This is a genomic window from Streptomyces sp. MCA2, assembly GCF_023544705.1.
In the GTDB taxonomy this organism is placed as follows: domain Bacteria; phylum Actinomycetota; class Actinomycetes; order Streptomycetales; family Streptomycetaceae; genus Streptomyces; species Streptomyces decoyicus.
This window is the reverse complement of sequence record NZ_JAMJFM010000060.1, coordinates 1-13,861: the sequence shown is the minus strand read 5'-3', so window position 1 is coordinate 13,861 and position 13,861 is coordinate 1. Positions and strand designations below refer to the sequence as shown.

The 13,861-nt window shown below is 72.4% G+C and carries 14 protein-coding genes; 9 read left to right on the top strand and 5 right to left on the bottom strand.

Going from position 1 to position 13,861, the window contains the following annotated elements:
* Positions 1 to 62 precede the first annotated feature (62 nt).
* Entirely contained in the window at positions 63 to 956 is an 894-nt protein-coding gene (locus M8I34_RS34825) for a helix-turn-helix transcriptional regulator (protein WP_250056621.1), read from the top strand.
* Here M8I34_RS34825 and M8I34_RS34820 read toward each other — a convergent pair.
* The 3 genes from M8I34_RS34820 to M8I34_RS34810 all read right to left on the bottom strand — a co-directional run bounded on the left by M8I34_RS34820 (position 900) and on the right by M8I34_RS34810 (position 3,259).
* Positions 900 to 1,970, bottom strand: a complete 1,071-nt coding sequence (locus tag M8I34_RS34820; RefSeq protein ID WP_250056619.1) for a glycosyl hydrolase family 18 protein — start codon at positions 1,968 to 1,970, stop codon at positions 900 to 902. The genes M8I34_RS34825 and M8I34_RS34820 overlap by 57 nt on opposite strands.
* 120 nt (positions 1,971 to 2,090) lie before the next feature.
* A complete protein-coding gene (locus M8I34_RS34815) occupies positions 2,091 to 2,573 on the bottom strand; it encodes a hypothetical protein (RefSeq protein WP_250056617.1) in 483 nt (160 codons plus the stop codon).
* Positions 2,570 to 3,259, bottom strand: coding sequence for a helix-turn-helix domain-containing protein (locus tag M8I34_RS34810; RefSeq protein ID WP_250056614.1), 690 nt, complete (start codon positions 3,257 to 3,259; stop codon positions 2,570 to 2,572). The genes M8I34_RS34815 and M8I34_RS34810 overlap by 4 nt, the downstream gene beginning before the upstream one ends.
* Before the next feature lie 113 nt (positions 3,260 to 3,372).
* Here M8I34_RS34810 and M8I34_RS34805 point away from each other — a divergent pair, with 113 nt between their 5' ends.
* From M8I34_RS34805 to M8I34_RS34775, 7 genes are all read left to right on the top strand, one after another.
* The gene (locus tag M8I34_RS34805) at positions 3,373 to 4,584 is read left to right on the top strand and encodes a pyridoxal phosphate-dependent aminotransferase (RefSeq protein ID WP_250056612.1); all 1,212 of its coding nucleotides are present in this window, start codon (positions 3,373 to 3,375) and stop codon (positions 4,582 to 4,584) included.
* Between the two features lie 321 nt (positions 4,585 to 4,905).
* A complete protein-coding gene (egtA, locus tag M8I34_RS34800; protein WP_250056610.1) occupies positions 4,906 to 6,183 on the top strand; it encodes an ergothioneine biosynthesis glutamate--cysteine ligase EgtA in 1,278 nt (425 codons plus the stop codon).
* Positions 6,180 to 7,499, top strand: coding sequence for an ergothioneine biosynthesis protein EgtB (egtB, locus tag M8I34_RS34795; RefSeq protein ID WP_250056608.1), 1,320 nt, complete (start codon positions 6,180 to 6,182; stop codon positions 7,497 to 7,499). The genes egtA and egtB overlap by 4 nt, the downstream gene beginning before the upstream one ends.
* Positions 7,500 to 7,536: 37 nt before the next feature.
* Positions 7,537 to 8,292 carry an ergothioneine biosynthesis protein EgtC gene (egtC, locus tag M8I34_RS34790; RefSeq protein ID WP_250056606.1) on the top strand — a complete coding sequence of 252 codons (756 nt, stop codon included), beginning with the start codon at positions 7,537 to 7,539 and terminating at the stop codon, positions 8,290 to 8,292.
* The gene (gene egtD / locus M8I34_RS34785) at positions 8,289 to 9,251 is read left to right on the top strand and encodes an L-histidine N(alpha)-methyltransferase (RefSeq protein WP_250056604.1); all 963 of its coding nucleotides are present in this window, start codon (positions 8,289 to 8,291) and stop codon (positions 9,249 to 9,251) included. The genes egtC and egtD overlap by 4 nt, the downstream gene beginning before the upstream one ends.
* A 146-nt stretch (positions 9,252 to 9,397) precedes the next feature.
* Positions 9,398 to 10,327, top strand: a complete 930-nt coding sequence (locus tag M8I34_RS34780) for a phosphatidylinositol-specific phospholipase C (protein ID WP_250056602.1) — start codon at positions 9,398 to 9,400, stop codon at positions 10,325 to 10,327.
* A 337-nt stretch (positions 10,328 to 10,664) separates the two neighbouring features.
* The gene (locus M8I34_RS34775; protein WP_250056600.1) at positions 10,665 to 11,789 is read left to right on the top strand and encodes a trypsin-like peptidase domain-containing protein; all 1,125 of its coding nucleotides are present in this window, start codon (positions 10,665 to 10,667) and stop codon (positions 11,787 to 11,789) included.
* On the opposite strand, the gene M8I34_RS34770 is transcribed toward M8I34_RS34775, so the two are convergent.
* Positions 11,761 to 12,795, bottom strand: coding sequence for a phosphatidylinositol-specific phospholipase C domain-containing protein (locus M8I34_RS34770; protein WP_250056598.1), 1,035 nt, complete (start codon positions 12,793 to 12,795; stop codon positions 11,761 to 11,763). The two genes, M8I34_RS34775 and M8I34_RS34770, sit on opposite strands and share 29 nt — an antisense overlap.
* 173 nt (positions 12,796 to 12,968) lie before the next feature.
* On the opposite strand from M8I34_RS34770, the gene M8I34_RS34765 reads away from it, so the two are divergent.
* A complete protein-coding gene (locus tag M8I34_RS34765; protein WP_250056596.1) occupies positions 12,969 to 13,508 on the top strand; it encodes a DUF2165 domain-containing protein in 540 nt (179 codons plus the stop codon).
* A gap of 109 nt (positions 13,509 to 13,617) precedes the next feature.
* On the opposite strand, the gene M8I34_RS34760 is transcribed toward M8I34_RS34765, so the two are convergent.
* Positions 13,618 to 13,861, bottom strand: a 244-nt coding sequence (locus M8I34_RS34760) for a hypothetical protein (RefSeq protein WP_250056594.1), incomplete at its 5' end; no start/stop codon positions are given.

The window sequence follows — 13,861 nt, the reverse complement described above, 5'->3', positions numbered from 1 at the left end:
CCCCGGATCCTGGCCATGACAGGGTCAGGCTCCCGCCCGCCCGGTGCCGCAGACTGGGCGGCATGGACTCATCCGCCCTGGACTCCCCCGCCGAGCTGGGAAACTTCCTGCGCACCCGCCGTGCCCGGCTCCAGCCGGAGGACGTCGGACTGGTCTCCTACGGGGCCCGCCGCCGTGTCCCCCGTCTGCGCCGTGAGGAGCTGGCCCAGCTGTCCGGCGTCAGCGTCGCGTACTACACCCGCCTGGAACAGGGGCAGAGCCACCACGCCTCGGAGGGGGTATTGGACGCGCTGGCCCGGGCGCTGCGGCTGACCGACGACGAGCGGGCGCACCTGCGCGCGCTGGCCCGTCCCACCACGGCTCGGCGCCCCGCGGTGCGCCATGACAAGGTCCGCCCCGGCGTACGGCAGTTGCTCGCCGCGGTGGCGGACCTACCGGCCCTCGCGCTCGGACCGCGCTTCGAGATCCTGGCGTGGAATCGCCTGGGGCACGCCCTGATCGCCGGACACCTCGACTTCGACAGCCCCGGCCGCCCGCAGGACCGCCCCAACGCCCAGCGGCTGCTCTTCCTCGACCCGCACACCCGCGAGCTGTACCCGGACCGCGAGGAGGAGATCCGGCGGGCCGTCTCCTCCCTGCGGGTGGCCGCGGGGCAGCGCCCCGACGACCCGCAACTGGCCGCGCTGATCGGCGAGTTGTCGATGAAGAGCACCGAGTTCAGCAGCCTGTGGTCCCGGCATGTCGTCCACACCTGCACCTTCGGGACCAAGCGGTTCCACCATCCGCTGGTGGGCGGCCTGGAGCTGGACTTCGAGATGATGCAGACGCCGGACGGCTCCGGGCACGGCGTGATGATGTACACCGCGGCGCCGGGCTCACCGTCCGAGGCGGCGCTGCGGCTACTCGCCGCGGAGCGCGGACCAGAAGTCCGGGTCCTCGAACCCGAGCGCCCATAGGCCGGTGCCCCGCACCCCGTACTTCCTCAGCAGCGGCAGCTGCTCGCGGACCCCGCGCCCGTCCTGGTACCAGACCTCGTGCTCCTCACCGTCCTTGAGATAGGTGAAGTGCGGGGTGCCGGACACCGCGTCGAAGAGGTAGTCCGCGTCCTCCCGCTCGCGCAGCGCCTCGGCCTCCTTCCAGGTCAGATGGGCGGCATGGCCGGTGACCCCGCTGATCCAGTCCCAGCCGTAGCCCGGGAAGGCGACCTCGATCTTGTGCCGGGGGACGGTGGCGGTGGCGTAGCGCAGAAACTCGTCGTACCAGTCCCTGGCGGACAGCGGACCGGCCTCGCCGCCCGACCAGTGCAGGTCGTAGCCCATGATGCGGAACCGGTCGGCGTACCTGCCGAGCCGCTCGTAGTCGAATGCCTGGCCGCTGCCGCGGACCCGGGCGAGCACCGTGACCACGCACTGCTTGTCACGGTCGTGCAGCCGCGCGCACAGCTCCTTGACGAGCGCGTTGTATCCGGTGCGCACCCGGTCGCGGTCCTCCCGGTCACCGGTGAGGGCCATCGCCTCGTAGTCCAGGTCGATCCCGTCGTAGGAACGGCTCTCGACCAGTTCCAGCAGGGTGTCGACGTGGTCCCGCCGCCGCTGCGGATCGTGCATCAGGTCGGCCATCTTCTCGGCGCCGAGGGTCTCGGTCACGGTGGGCACGACGTCGATGCCGGCGTCGTGCAGTCCGTCGATGATGTCGCGGCGTCCCGCGCCCGCGTGCCCCTTGATGTCGGTGTCGGAGGAGGTCTCGTACCAGAAGGGGCTGACGGTGTGCAGCTGGGAGGCGTGCCGCAGCGCGTCGCGGTAGGCGGCGTCGACGTCGCCCCAGTAGGGCAGCCAGGCCGAGCCGGTGCGTCCGCCGCTCCCCGGGTCCGCCGTCGCCGTGGCCGCCGGGGCCCAGAACACGGTGAGCATGGCCACGGCCAGCAGTAGCGCAAGCCCGGTGCGCGCCCGGGTTCCTGATGCATGATCCATTTCCCGAGCGCTACCCGGTTTCGCTCCTGACGTATCGTCAGTTCCGCCGAACGGGCGCGCGGCCGGGGCCGGGGCCGGGCCCGACGCAAGGCCGGGCCCGGCGCACCACCGCCCCCGGCGCTACGTCCGCCCGGCCCGCTGCTGGGCATCCCGCAGGGTGTCGGACGGCGTCACCCATCGGGCCCGTATCACCGGGAAGCCGGCTTTCTCGCAGGCGTCGCAGACGAGTTCGTCGTCATCGACGACATGGCGGATCTCGCGGTCGCGGGCGATGCTGCGCAGGATCTCCAGCTTGGTGTGCCGGGCCGGGCGCCGGTCACTGTTGGGGCGCATCCACAACCGGCCCTTGGGCAGCCCGTGTTGAGCCAGCCAGGCCAGCGTGTCGCGGCGGCAGCGCTCCGGGCGGCCGGTGAGGTAGACGACCTCGCAGTCCTCGGTGCTGCGCAGCGCCAGGGCCACCCCCTCGGCGAGCGGCGGGTCCTCGGTGGCGGCCGCGAAGAAGGCCTTCCAGTCGCGTGGGGTGCGTTGCAGCAGATGCTGCCGGTGGGTGGAGTCGGCGAGCGTGCCGTCCAGGTCGAAGACCGCCAGTGGGCGTGTCGTCATGCCGTTGTCGTCCTCTTCCGTCGCCGTTGTTCGCCGGACACCTCGGGCACCGTGACCCCGATGCGGCCGGATTCGATCCCCTGTGCGAGGGAGAGGCGATCGTACGCGATCTCGGCACAGGTCGCGGTGTCCATGCGCAGACGGATGTCGGGGCACTCGGCCGGGCCGTCCGCGTAGCCGGGGCCGTCGTCCGGTCCGCCGGAGTCCGGGCTCCCGGCAGCCGCCCCGTCGCCCCCGAGGACGACATGGAACTCGCCCTCGTCGAGGGCGATGTCGACCACCTCGATGCCGTCGGCGAAGTGCCGGGCCAGCCGCGCGACGAGGGGCACGGCGAACCAGTGGGCCCGCACCGCGTCCGTCGGGCGCTTCTCGTCGAGGGCGGGGGCGCCCCAGTCGGCGAGCGCGGCGAGCGCCGGCAGCAGCGCGCGGCCGCGGGGGGTGAGCTCGTAGACGAAGGCGGCTGCGGGCGGGGCGAGCCGGCGGCGGGCGACCAGCTCGTCCCGCTCCATGTCCTTGAGGCGGGAGGCGAGCATGTCGGTGCTGACGCCCGGCAGATCGGCGTGCAGGTCGGTGTAGCGGCGGGAGCCGCCCAGCAGTTCCCGGACGATCAGGAGCGTCCAGCGGTCGCCGACGGCGTCCAGGGCTCGGGCGACGGCGCAGTACTGGTCATAACTTCGACGCGGCATGACACCAGCATAGACAGAAGTTGGACTTTCCAAGTCCCCACTTGGTAAAACCAAGTACGGTGTCAACAAGTGCTGCCGCGCCGCGCGGTGAGCGAGGACCGGGAGGCCGCCGCATGCAGTTCAAGCAGTCCAGCAAGATGGCCGATGTCTGCTACGAGATCCGCGGGCCGGTGATCGAGCACGCGGACGCGCTGGAGGAGGCGGGCCACAGCGTGCTGCGGCTGAACACCGGCAATCCGGCCCTGTTCGGCTTCGAGTGCCCCGACGAGATCCTCCAGGACGTGATGCGCAACCTCTCCCGCGCGCACGGCTACACGGAGTCCCGCGGCATCCTCTCCGCCCGCCGCGCGGTGGCCCAGCACTACCAGCAGAGCGGGCTGCCGGACGTCGACGTCGACGACATCTACCTCGGCAACGGCGTCTCCGAACTCGTCTCGATGGCGGTCCAGGCGCTGCTCGACGACGGCGACGAGGTCCTCATCCCGGCCCCCGACTTCCCGCTGTGGACGGCGGTCACCACGCTCGCGGGCGGCAAGGCCGTCCACTATCTCTGCGACGAGTCCGCCGACTGGCTGCCGGATCTCGACGATCTCGCCTCGAAGATCACCGACCGGACCCGGGCCATGGTCATCATCAACCCGAACAACCCGACCGGCGCCGTCTATCCGCGCGAGCTGCTGGAGGGCATGCTCGATCTCGCCCGGCGCCACGGGCTGATGGTCTTCGCCGACGAGATCTACGACCGGATCCTGTACGACGACGAGGTGCACCACCACGCCGCGGTGCTCGCCCCCGACCTGGTCGTCCTGACCTTCAGCGGACTGTCCAAGTCCTACCGCGTGGCCGGATTCCGCTCCGGCTGGCTGGTGGTCTCCGGCCCCAAGCAGCACGCCGCCGACTATCTGGAGGGCCTGGGCACCCTCGCCTCCATGCGGCTGTGCCCGAACGCGCCCGCCCAGTACGCCATCCAGGCGGCGCTCGGCGGCCGGCAGACCATCCAGGACCTGGTCCTGCCGGGCGGCCGGCTGCGCGAGCAGCGCGACATGGCCTGGGAGCGGCTGAACGAGATCCCGGGCGTCTCCTGCGTCAAGCCCAAGGGCGCGCTGTACGCCTTCCCCCGCCTCGATCCGGCCGTTCACAAGATCCACGACGACGAGAAGTTCGTCCTCGACCTCCTGCTGCGGGAGAAGATCCAGGTCGTCCAGGGCACCGGTTTCAACTGGCCGCACCCGGACCACTTCCGCATCCTCACTCTTCCGCACGCCGATGACCTCGACGCGGCGATCAGCCGGATCGGCCGCTTCCTGGCCGGCTACCGCCAGTGACACCGGGCGGCGGAGGCGCCGTGCCGCCGCGGCGGCAAAAAGCACCCCGCCCGGCACTCACTCGAACGGCCGTACCCCTCTCCCGCCCCCGTCCGCCGCTCGCCGGACCGGTCGCCCGTCCCGCCGGCGGGCGGTAAGGCCGTCCAGGCGCCGGGAGGACGCCGGGGCGCCGTCCGTGGTCTCCCGGCCCGGACGGCCCGCTCGCCCCGTGGAAGCCCGTCCCACCGGCCGCGGCACAAACGCGCCCTTGAGCGCATCGCCCGCAGCAGATTAGGTGGAGGGCGGCAATCCTGCCGCCACCCCACCAGGGAGAGGGATTCCATGCCCGTACGGCCTGCGGAAACAGAAGCGGAGCTGGAAGCTCACCTGCGCGGAATATGCTTCAAGACGGGGCCGCCGCGCCGCATCGGAGTCGAGATCGAATGGCTGGTCCATGACGCGCGCAACCCCCGATGTCCGGTCGAACCGTCCCGGCTGCACCACGCGGCCACGACCCTTCGCGCGCTTCCCCTCGCCTCGCTGCTGACCTTCGAGCCCGGCGGTCAGCTGGAGCTCAGCTCGCTCCCCGCCCGCTCCCTCACCGAGTGCATCGAGTCGGTCACCGCCGACCTCGCACTGGTCCGCCCCGCCATGCTGGCCATGGGCCTGGGTATGGCCGGCCACGGTCACAATCCGTGGCACGGCCCGCAGCGGGTGCTGACCGAGCCGCGCTACAACGCCATGGAGGAGTACTTCGACCGGTGGGGCTCCGCCGGGCGGTCCATGATGTGCGCCACCGCGTCCGTGCAGGTGTGTGTGGACGCCGGGTACGAGGAGCCGGGGCCGCTCGGGCACGGCCGGCGCTGGCTGCTGGCCCATCTGCTGGGCGCGGTACTGGCCGCGGCCTTCGCCAATTCCCCGACCAGCGAGGGCTGCCCCACCGGTTACCGCACCACCCGCCAGGTCGTCTGGTCGCAGCTCGACCCGGACCGTACGCTCGCCCCGCCGCCGGGGCCCGATCCGCGCACCGCCTGGGTGAACTACGTCCTGGACGCTCCGGTGATGTGCATCCGCGCCGAGGAAGGCCCCTGGCACTCGCCGGAGCGGCTCACCTTCCGCGAGTGGATCCGGACCGGCGTGCCCCGGCCGCCCACCCAGGAGGATCTGGACTACCACGTCACCACCCTCTTCCCGCCGGTACGGCCGCGCGGCCATCTGGAACTGCGCATGATCGACGCACAGTCGGGTGACGCCGGGTGGGTCGTGCCGCTGGCCGTCACGGCCGCGCTGTTCGACGACCCGGAGGCCACGGAACGGGCGTACCGCATCGTCAAACCCCTTGCGGAGACGGCGGGTTCCCGCCCCGCGCCGCGCAATCCGCTGTGGCGGCGGGCCGCCCGCGGCGCGCTGACCGACCCGGAGCTGCACGCGGCGGCGGTGGCCTGCTTCGCCGCCGCACAGGAGGCACTGCCACGGCTCGGCGCCTCCCCCGAGGTGCTCACGGCGGTCGCGGAGTTCACCGAGCGCTATGTGGCACGCGGCCGCTGCCCCGCGGACGATCATCTCGACGCCCTGTACGCCGCGGAGGGCGACCTCATAGTTGGGAAGGACAGCCAGTGACCCTCGACCCCGAGCTCCTTCGTGAACGCGCGGCCTCGGCGCTGCTCGCCGCTCGCGACCGCACCCGCCTGCTCACCACCTGCGTCGAGGATCCCGACCTCATTGCGCAGCACTCCCCGCTGATGTCCCCACTGGTGTGGGACCTGGCCCACATAGGCAACCAGGAGGAGCAGTGGCTGCTGCGCACCGTCGGCGGCCGGGACGCGCTGCGCCCGGACATCGACTCCGTCTACGACGCCTTCGAACACCCCCGCGCCACGCGCCCCTCGCTGCCGCTGCTGGCACCCGACGAGGCGCACGGCTACGTCGCCGACGTCCGCGGCCGGGTGCTGGACATCCTGGAGCGCACCCCGCTGCACGGCGCTCCGCTGCTCGACTCCGGCTTCGCCTTCGGCATGATCGCGCAGCATGAGCAGCAGCACGACGAGACCATGCTCATCACGCACCAACTGCGCCACGGCCCCGCGGTGCTCACCGCGCCCGAGCCGCCGCCCGCCCCCGACGACATCCTGCCGGCCGAAGTCCTCGTCCCCGGCGGCCCGTTCACCATGGGCACCGCCACCGAGCCCTGGGCGCTGGACAACGAGCGGCCCGCGCACCACCGGCTGGTGCCCTCCTTCCTGATCGACACCACACCCGTCAGCAACGGTGCCTACCAGCGGTTCATCGAGGCCGGCGGCTACGAGGACCCGCGCTGGTGGGCCGCGGAGGGCTGGGCGCAGGTGCAGAAGCACACGCTGCGCGCGCCGCTCTTCTGGAAGCGCGACGGCGGCCAGTGGCTGCGCCGGCGGTTCGGGGTGACCGAACCGGTGCCGCCGGACGAGCCCGTGCTGCATGTGAGCTGGTACGAGGCCGACGCCTATGCGCGCTGGGCCGGACGGCGGCTGCCGTCCGAGGCCGAGTGGGAGAAGGCCGCCCGGCACGACCCGGCGACCGGGCGGGCCAGGCGCTTCCCCTGGGGCGACCAGGACCCCACACCGGCGCACGCCAACCTCGGCCAGCGGCATCTGCGGCCCGCGGCCATCGGCAGCTACCCGGACGGCCAGTCGCCGCTCGGCGTACGGCAGCTGATCGGCGATGTGTGGGAGTGGACGGCGAGCGACTTCCTGCCGTATCCGGGCTTTGCCGCCTTCCCCTACCGGGAGTACTCGGAGGTGTTCTTCGGCGACGAGTACAAGGTGCTGCGCGGCGGTTCGTTCGCGGTCGGCGAGGTCGCCTGCCGGGGCACCTTCCGCAACTGGGACCTGCCGGTCCGGCGCCAGATCTTCTCCGGGTTCCGTACCGCCCGGGACGCCGACCCGGCGGCGGACGCGTGAGGGCCGCGGCGAGGACACCCCGGGAGGCCGCTGCCTGATGTGCCGTCATCTTGCTTATCTGGGGCCGGAAGTGCCCTTCGAACAGGTGGTCCTGGCCCCGCCGCACAGCCTGTACCGGCAGTCGTGGGAGCCGCGCCGGCAGCGGCACGGCACGGTCAACGCGGACGGGTTCGGCGTCGGGTGGTACGCGCCGGGCGACCCGGTGCCCGCCCGCTACCGGCGGGCCGGGCCGATCTGGGGCGACGATCTGCTGCCCGACCTGGCGCGGGTGGTCCGCACCGGCGCGCTGTTGGCCGCCGTACGCGATGCCACCGTCGCCGGTGCGGACGCCGAGGCCGCGGCCGCGCCGTACGCCGCCGGGCGCTATCTGTTCAGCCACAACGGCGCGGTGACCGGCTGGCCGGACTCGCTCGCCCCGCTGGCCGCCGAACTGCCGCCGCGGGAGCTGCTACGGCTGCCGGCCCGCTGCGACGCGGCGTTCCTGTGGGCGCTGGTCCAGCACCGGCTGGCGCGCGGTGACGAGCTCGGCGACGCGCTGGCCGGCACCGTCACGGCGGTCGCCGCGGCCGCGCCCGGCTCGCGGCTCAATCTGCTGCTGACCGACGGCACCGCCATCGCCGCCACCACCTGGGGCGACACGCTGTTTCACCTGGCCGTTCCCGGGGGCGGCACGGTTGTCGCCTCCGAACCGTACGACGATTCCCCCCACTGGACCGAGGTACCGGACCGCACCCTGCTGCGCGCCACCCGGACCGACGTCCACCTGACCCCGCTCAAGGAGTCCGCCACGTGAGCCCGCTCAGCATCACCCGCACCCTCCCTGCCGACGCCACCGCGGCCGCGCTGCGCGCCGATGTCGCCACGGGCCTGACCCGCACCCCCAAACAGCTGCCGCCCAAGTGGTTCTACGACGCGCGGGGCAGCGAGCTGTTCGAGGACATCACCAAGCTGCCCGACTACTACCCGACCCGCGCCGAGCGGGAGATCCTGCTCACCCGCGCCGATCACATCGCCGCCGCCACCCAGGCCCGCACCCTGATCGAGCTGGGGTCGGGCTCCTCCGACAAGACCCGCCACCTCATCGGCGCGCTGGGCGAACTGCACACCTATCTGCCCATCGACGTCAGCGAATCCGCGCTGGCCGCGGCGGGCGAGGCGCTGCTCACCGAGCACCCCGGGCTCAGCGTGCATGCGCTGGTCGCCGACTTCCAGCGGGGCATCGAACTCCCCGACACCCCCGGTCCGCGGCTGCTCGCCTTCCTCGGCGGCACCATCGGCAATCTGCTCCCCGAGGAGCGCTCGGCGTTCCTGCACTCCGTGCACGGCATGCTCTCCCCGGGGGATGCGCTGCTGCTCGGCACCGACCTGGTCAAGGACGAGGCCACGCTGGTCGCCGCCTACGACGATCCACAGGGCGTGACGGCCGCGTTCAACAAGAACGTCCTGGAGGTCATCAACCGCGAGCTGGGCGGCGATTTCGACTCAGCCGACTTCGACCATGTCGCGGTGTGGAACGCCGACCGCGAGTGGATCGAGATGCGGCTGCGGGCCCGTAAGGACCTGGGCGTCAAGATCCCCGGAGTGGACCTGGCCGTGAGCTTCGCCGCGGGCGAGGAACTGCGGACCGAGGTGTCTGCCAAGTTCCGTCAGGAGGGCGTACGGGCCGAACTCGCCGCGGCCGGACTGGAGTTGAACAACTGGTGGACGGACAGCGCGGACCGCTTCGCGCTGTCGCTGTCCTTCCGCGTCTGATTTCCGCCCCTTCCCGGCCGGCGTGACATCCGGTCCGCCGGCCGGGTGCCGTCCGCAGGCTCCCTGTGGTTCGATGCCCCGACCGCAGGTGCGCACCGGGCACGCCGCCGCGCACCCACGCAGACTCGACGGACAGGGGAAGCGGCATGGGGCTGGGACTGGATCGGCGGGGTTTCCTCCGGGGCGCGGCCGGGTTGTCGGCCGCGGGGGTGCTGGCGGGCGTCGGCAGCGGGCAGTTCACGGCCGGGGCGGCCCCACGCCGGGCGCCCGTCCTGTCCGTACAGGACTGGATGTCGGCGCTCGACGACGCCACCCCCGTCCAGCGGCTGACGATCCCCGGCACGCATGACTCGGGCGCCCGGATAGGCGGCCCCTGGGTCGCCTGCCAGAACACCTCCGTCGATGCCCAACTCACCAGCGGTGTCCGCTTCCTGGATGTCCGCTGCCGGGCCATCGACAATGTCTTCGCCATTCATCACGGCGCCTTCTACCAGGAGCTGATGTTCGGCGATGTGCTCAACGCCTGCCGGGCGTTCCTCCAGGCCCACCCCTCCGAGACAGTGCTGATGCGGGTCAAGCAGGAGTACTCGGAGGTCGGCGCGGAGGAGTTCCGCCGGATCTTCGACCTCTACCTGGACGACAAGGGCTACCGGTCACTGTTCCGGCTCGACGCCGGCCTGCCGACGCTCGGTCAGGCCCGCGGCAGGGTGGTCCTGCTGGCGGACTCCGACGGGCTGGGCGGCGTCCGCTACGCCGATCCGCAGCTGTTCGACATCCAGGACGACTACATGGCGGAGCCGTTCGGGAAGTACCCGAAGATCGAGGCCCAGTTCCGCAAGGCCGTCACCCAGCCCGGCAAGCTCTTCGTCAACTACGTCAGCACCTCGGCCCTGCTGCCGCCCCGCTCCAACGCGGACCGCCTCAATCCGCAGGTCAAGAATCTGCTGGCGGGATCGGAGGGGAGCGCCTGGACGGGCCTGGGCATCGTCCCGATGGACTTCCCGAACGAGTTCGGCCTGGCCGAGGCGCTGATCCGGCACCACCTCTCGGGCCGGGGAGTGCGGCTCACGGCCTGAGCGGGAGCCGCCGGGCACGCACTGGAGGGCGCCGGGAAAGGCCGGGTCCGGCCTCGACGGGGCACCGCGCGGTTCACCCGACCGGCCCAGCGGAGCGCGTTCCGGCGGCACGCCCGGCCCGCTCCGCCCGGTCCGGCCCTCGGGCCCCTCGAATGGCGGGTGTGCCGGGTGTTCCGGTGCGGTTTGTGCCGTGATCTTCGACGCCTGTGCGGAATGATCCGCCAACTGACCGAACCACGGCGCGCACCCCTGCATCAGACTGGGTGAAATGTCTGGTTCCGGTGTTGCCCCCGCATCCGACGGGGTTTCGCCGGCTGATGCGGGGAGGCGGTGGCGGGTGGCGACGAGCGAACGCGGGACCGCGCCGGCGGACGGCGCCGGGGCGGACCAGGACGCCGGAACAGCTTCGGTCGCGGACTGCCTCGGCCCCGGTGGGCCGACCTGCACGGGTCGCGGCCGGGCCGGCGTTCCGCTGCGGGCGACCCTGGCGCTCGGGGTGCTGACCGTGGTCGTGGGCAGCACGGCGCTGGCGCTGGGGTCCCCGTCGCGCGATCCGCTGCTGGCCGCGGGGGACACCGCCACCGGCTCCTATCTCTCGGCCCGGGCCGACGGCGACCAGGCCGCCGCCACGGTGCTCGCCGGCCCCTACCAGGAGCGTCCGGGGCCGCCGGTGACGGCACGGTACGGCGGCGGGACGGCGGCCCCGCTGGCGGCGTCCCGGCCGTTGCAGGCGGCCCCGGCGGCGCCCTCTCCGGCGGTCGGCGCGCTCTTCTCCCCCGCCGACGACGACGGTGAGCCGTTCCACCACTGCACGGCCAGCGTGGTGCACGCCCCGGCGGGCGACCTCGTCGTCACGGCCGCGCACTGTGTGCACGACGGCGGCTTCCGTACCCGGCTGGTGTTCGCGCCCGGCCTGCACGACGGGTTCGCACCGTACGGCCTGTGGGTGCCCATCCGGATCCAGGTCGATCCGCGCTGGATCAGCGACCGGGACCCCGATCACGATGTGGCGTTCCTGCGGGTACGCCGGGCGGGGCGGGCGGGGGGCCGTATAGAGGACGTCACCGGGGCCGAACGGATCCGGTTCGACGCGCCGGCCGGGCGCCCGGCACAGCTGACCGGCTACCCCGAGGACCAGGACACACCGGTCAGCTGCCGGCACACCGCGGACGCCCAGAGCCCGACCCAACTCCGCTTCGCCTGCCCGGGGTTCCCGAACGGGACGAGCGGCGGCCCGATGCTCACCGACCTCGACCCGGCCACCGGCACCGGGTCACTGATCGGCGTGATAGGCGGTCTCGAAGGGGGCGGTGACGACCTCGTCTCGTACAGCAGCCGGTTCGGCAAGGACATTGCCGCGCTCTACCGGCGGGCGATCACGAATCCGGGCCCGGGGGCCGCACAGCCCGGCTCCCGGGCCGCCGCGTCCGCTGTCATGCCCCGCGCGGCACCACGGTCTTGAGGACCGACGGCAGCGGATACCAGTCGGCGGTGGCGAAGCTCGCATGCGCCGCGGCCAGTTGGCCGACCCGGGCCAGCGCCTCCGCCTCGGTCGGGCGGGTGCCGTCGATGACCGGCGGCACGTTGTGCGCGTCGGTCATGATGAGCAGATAGTGGCGGGAGTCGTACCAGGAGGTGTCGATACTGCCGTTCAGATAGGTCGCGGCGTCACCGTCGAAGACCACGAACCAGGGGCGCAGCGCCGGGTCGGCGTAGCGCTCGCGGGGGTCGCCGGGAGCGGCACCGTGCACGGCGGGGAACGCCGTCGACTGCGCCAGTTTCCCTTGCGCCGCAAGGTCCTTGAGGTGGCCGGCGTACTCCACGTCCGTCCACAGCTTGTCGAACGGGTTCTTCTCCTCGACCGTGCCGGGTATCAGCTCGAACAGGAACTTGCCGGCCAGGTCGGCGCGCGAGGGCCAGCCGCCGGCCCGCACCGCCTCGTCGGCGTTGGCATGTCCGCCGGTGAGGTCCCCGGGGCCGTAGACCGCGTCGCCCAGCTGCTGCCGCACCAGCGCATCGAACTCGGCGGGGCCGCGGCCGCCCTTGGCGTTGAAGCCGTCCTTCATCTCGACCTTGAACAGGATCGGACGGTGGCCCGGGTGCGCGTCGTGCCAGGCCTTCATGTCGGCCAGGCAGCCGGCGAAGTCCTGGTCCCGCTTCTTGGTGCGCAGCTCCGAGGCGTTCGCGGCACCCTCGCAGTTGCTGTTGTTCCCGAGCGGATTGCTGTGCGAGACCCGCCAGGAGCGGCCCAGCCCGTTGGACCAGAGGTCGAGTTCGAGCAGGGCGGCGCCGGAGTCCAGGGCGTCCGCGAAGTAGCGGTACTTCTCCTTGTCATAGGCGTTGTGAACGCCCACGGACGTGCTGGTGCCGTATGTCGTGCCGGCCGGCTCGGCGCCCGCCGGCCCGCTCACCGCGATCACTGCCGCCGCCGCGACGACGGCCGTCCCCACACACCGCTTCCCGTTCATGTGCCCCGCTTTCCCTAGGTCCTCGGCCGTCCGGCACACTGGCGAACGCCCCTTCGACCGGTTGGTCTCCCGGCCGACCGGGCAGCAGCGTACGGGAGTTCGATGCACGGGGGACCACGCGGGCGGCGGCGGGTAGGGGAACAGTCGTTGACAGGCACCGGCCGGGAGGGCACATGACCGAAAAGCAACGCACCGAGAGAACACCGCGCACCGGACTGCCGCTCGCGGCGACCGTACTCACCGGGACGGTCGCCCTCTACCTCTCACTCGTCGCCTTCGGCAATATCACCGACTTCGACACCAACCGGCAGTTCGTCCGCCATGTCCTGGCCATGGACACCACGTTCAAGGACCCGGAGCTGATGTGGCGGGCCCTGACCTCGCACGCGGTGCAGGACGCCGCGTATCTGGCGATCATCGCCTGGGAGACGGCGGCCTCGGTGGTGCTGCTCGCGGCCACCGCGCTGTGGGCCGTCGGCGCACGACGCGGCAGCTTCGCCCGTGCCCGGCAGGTGAGCACGGTGGGGCTGCTGATGGTGCTGCTGCTGTTCGGTGCGGGCTTCCTCGCGATAGGCGGCGAGTGGTTCGCGATGTGGCAGTCCAAGGACTGGAACGGGCTGGAGGCGGCGACCCGCAACGTCACGCTGGCCGGGATCGCGCTGGTGGTCGTCCATCTGCCGGGGGCGGCGGCACGGCACGAGGGCTGGGAGTAGCGCGCGCACGGTGCCCCGGCTCGGCGCACCGCCCGACCGCGGTGCGCTGATCCCTCCGCCTTGACCCCGGCGAGCCGGAAGATCCGGCCCGCCGGGAGAGAGCCGGGCCTCAGCCCGCCGCGTACACATCCTCGATGTAGCGTCCTGAGGCGGTCAGTTCGCGCAGCCAGGCCTCGGATTCCTGTGGCGAGGCGCCGGTGCACGCGCCGTGCAGCTCGCGGAAGGCGGCCCGGACACCGGGCGCCATCCGGCTGCCGTCACCGCAGACATACACCCGCGCGCCGGCCTGGAGCAGTTCCCACACCTCGGTGGCCTCGGCGGCGATCCGGTGCTGGACGAAGCGGTGGCCGTTC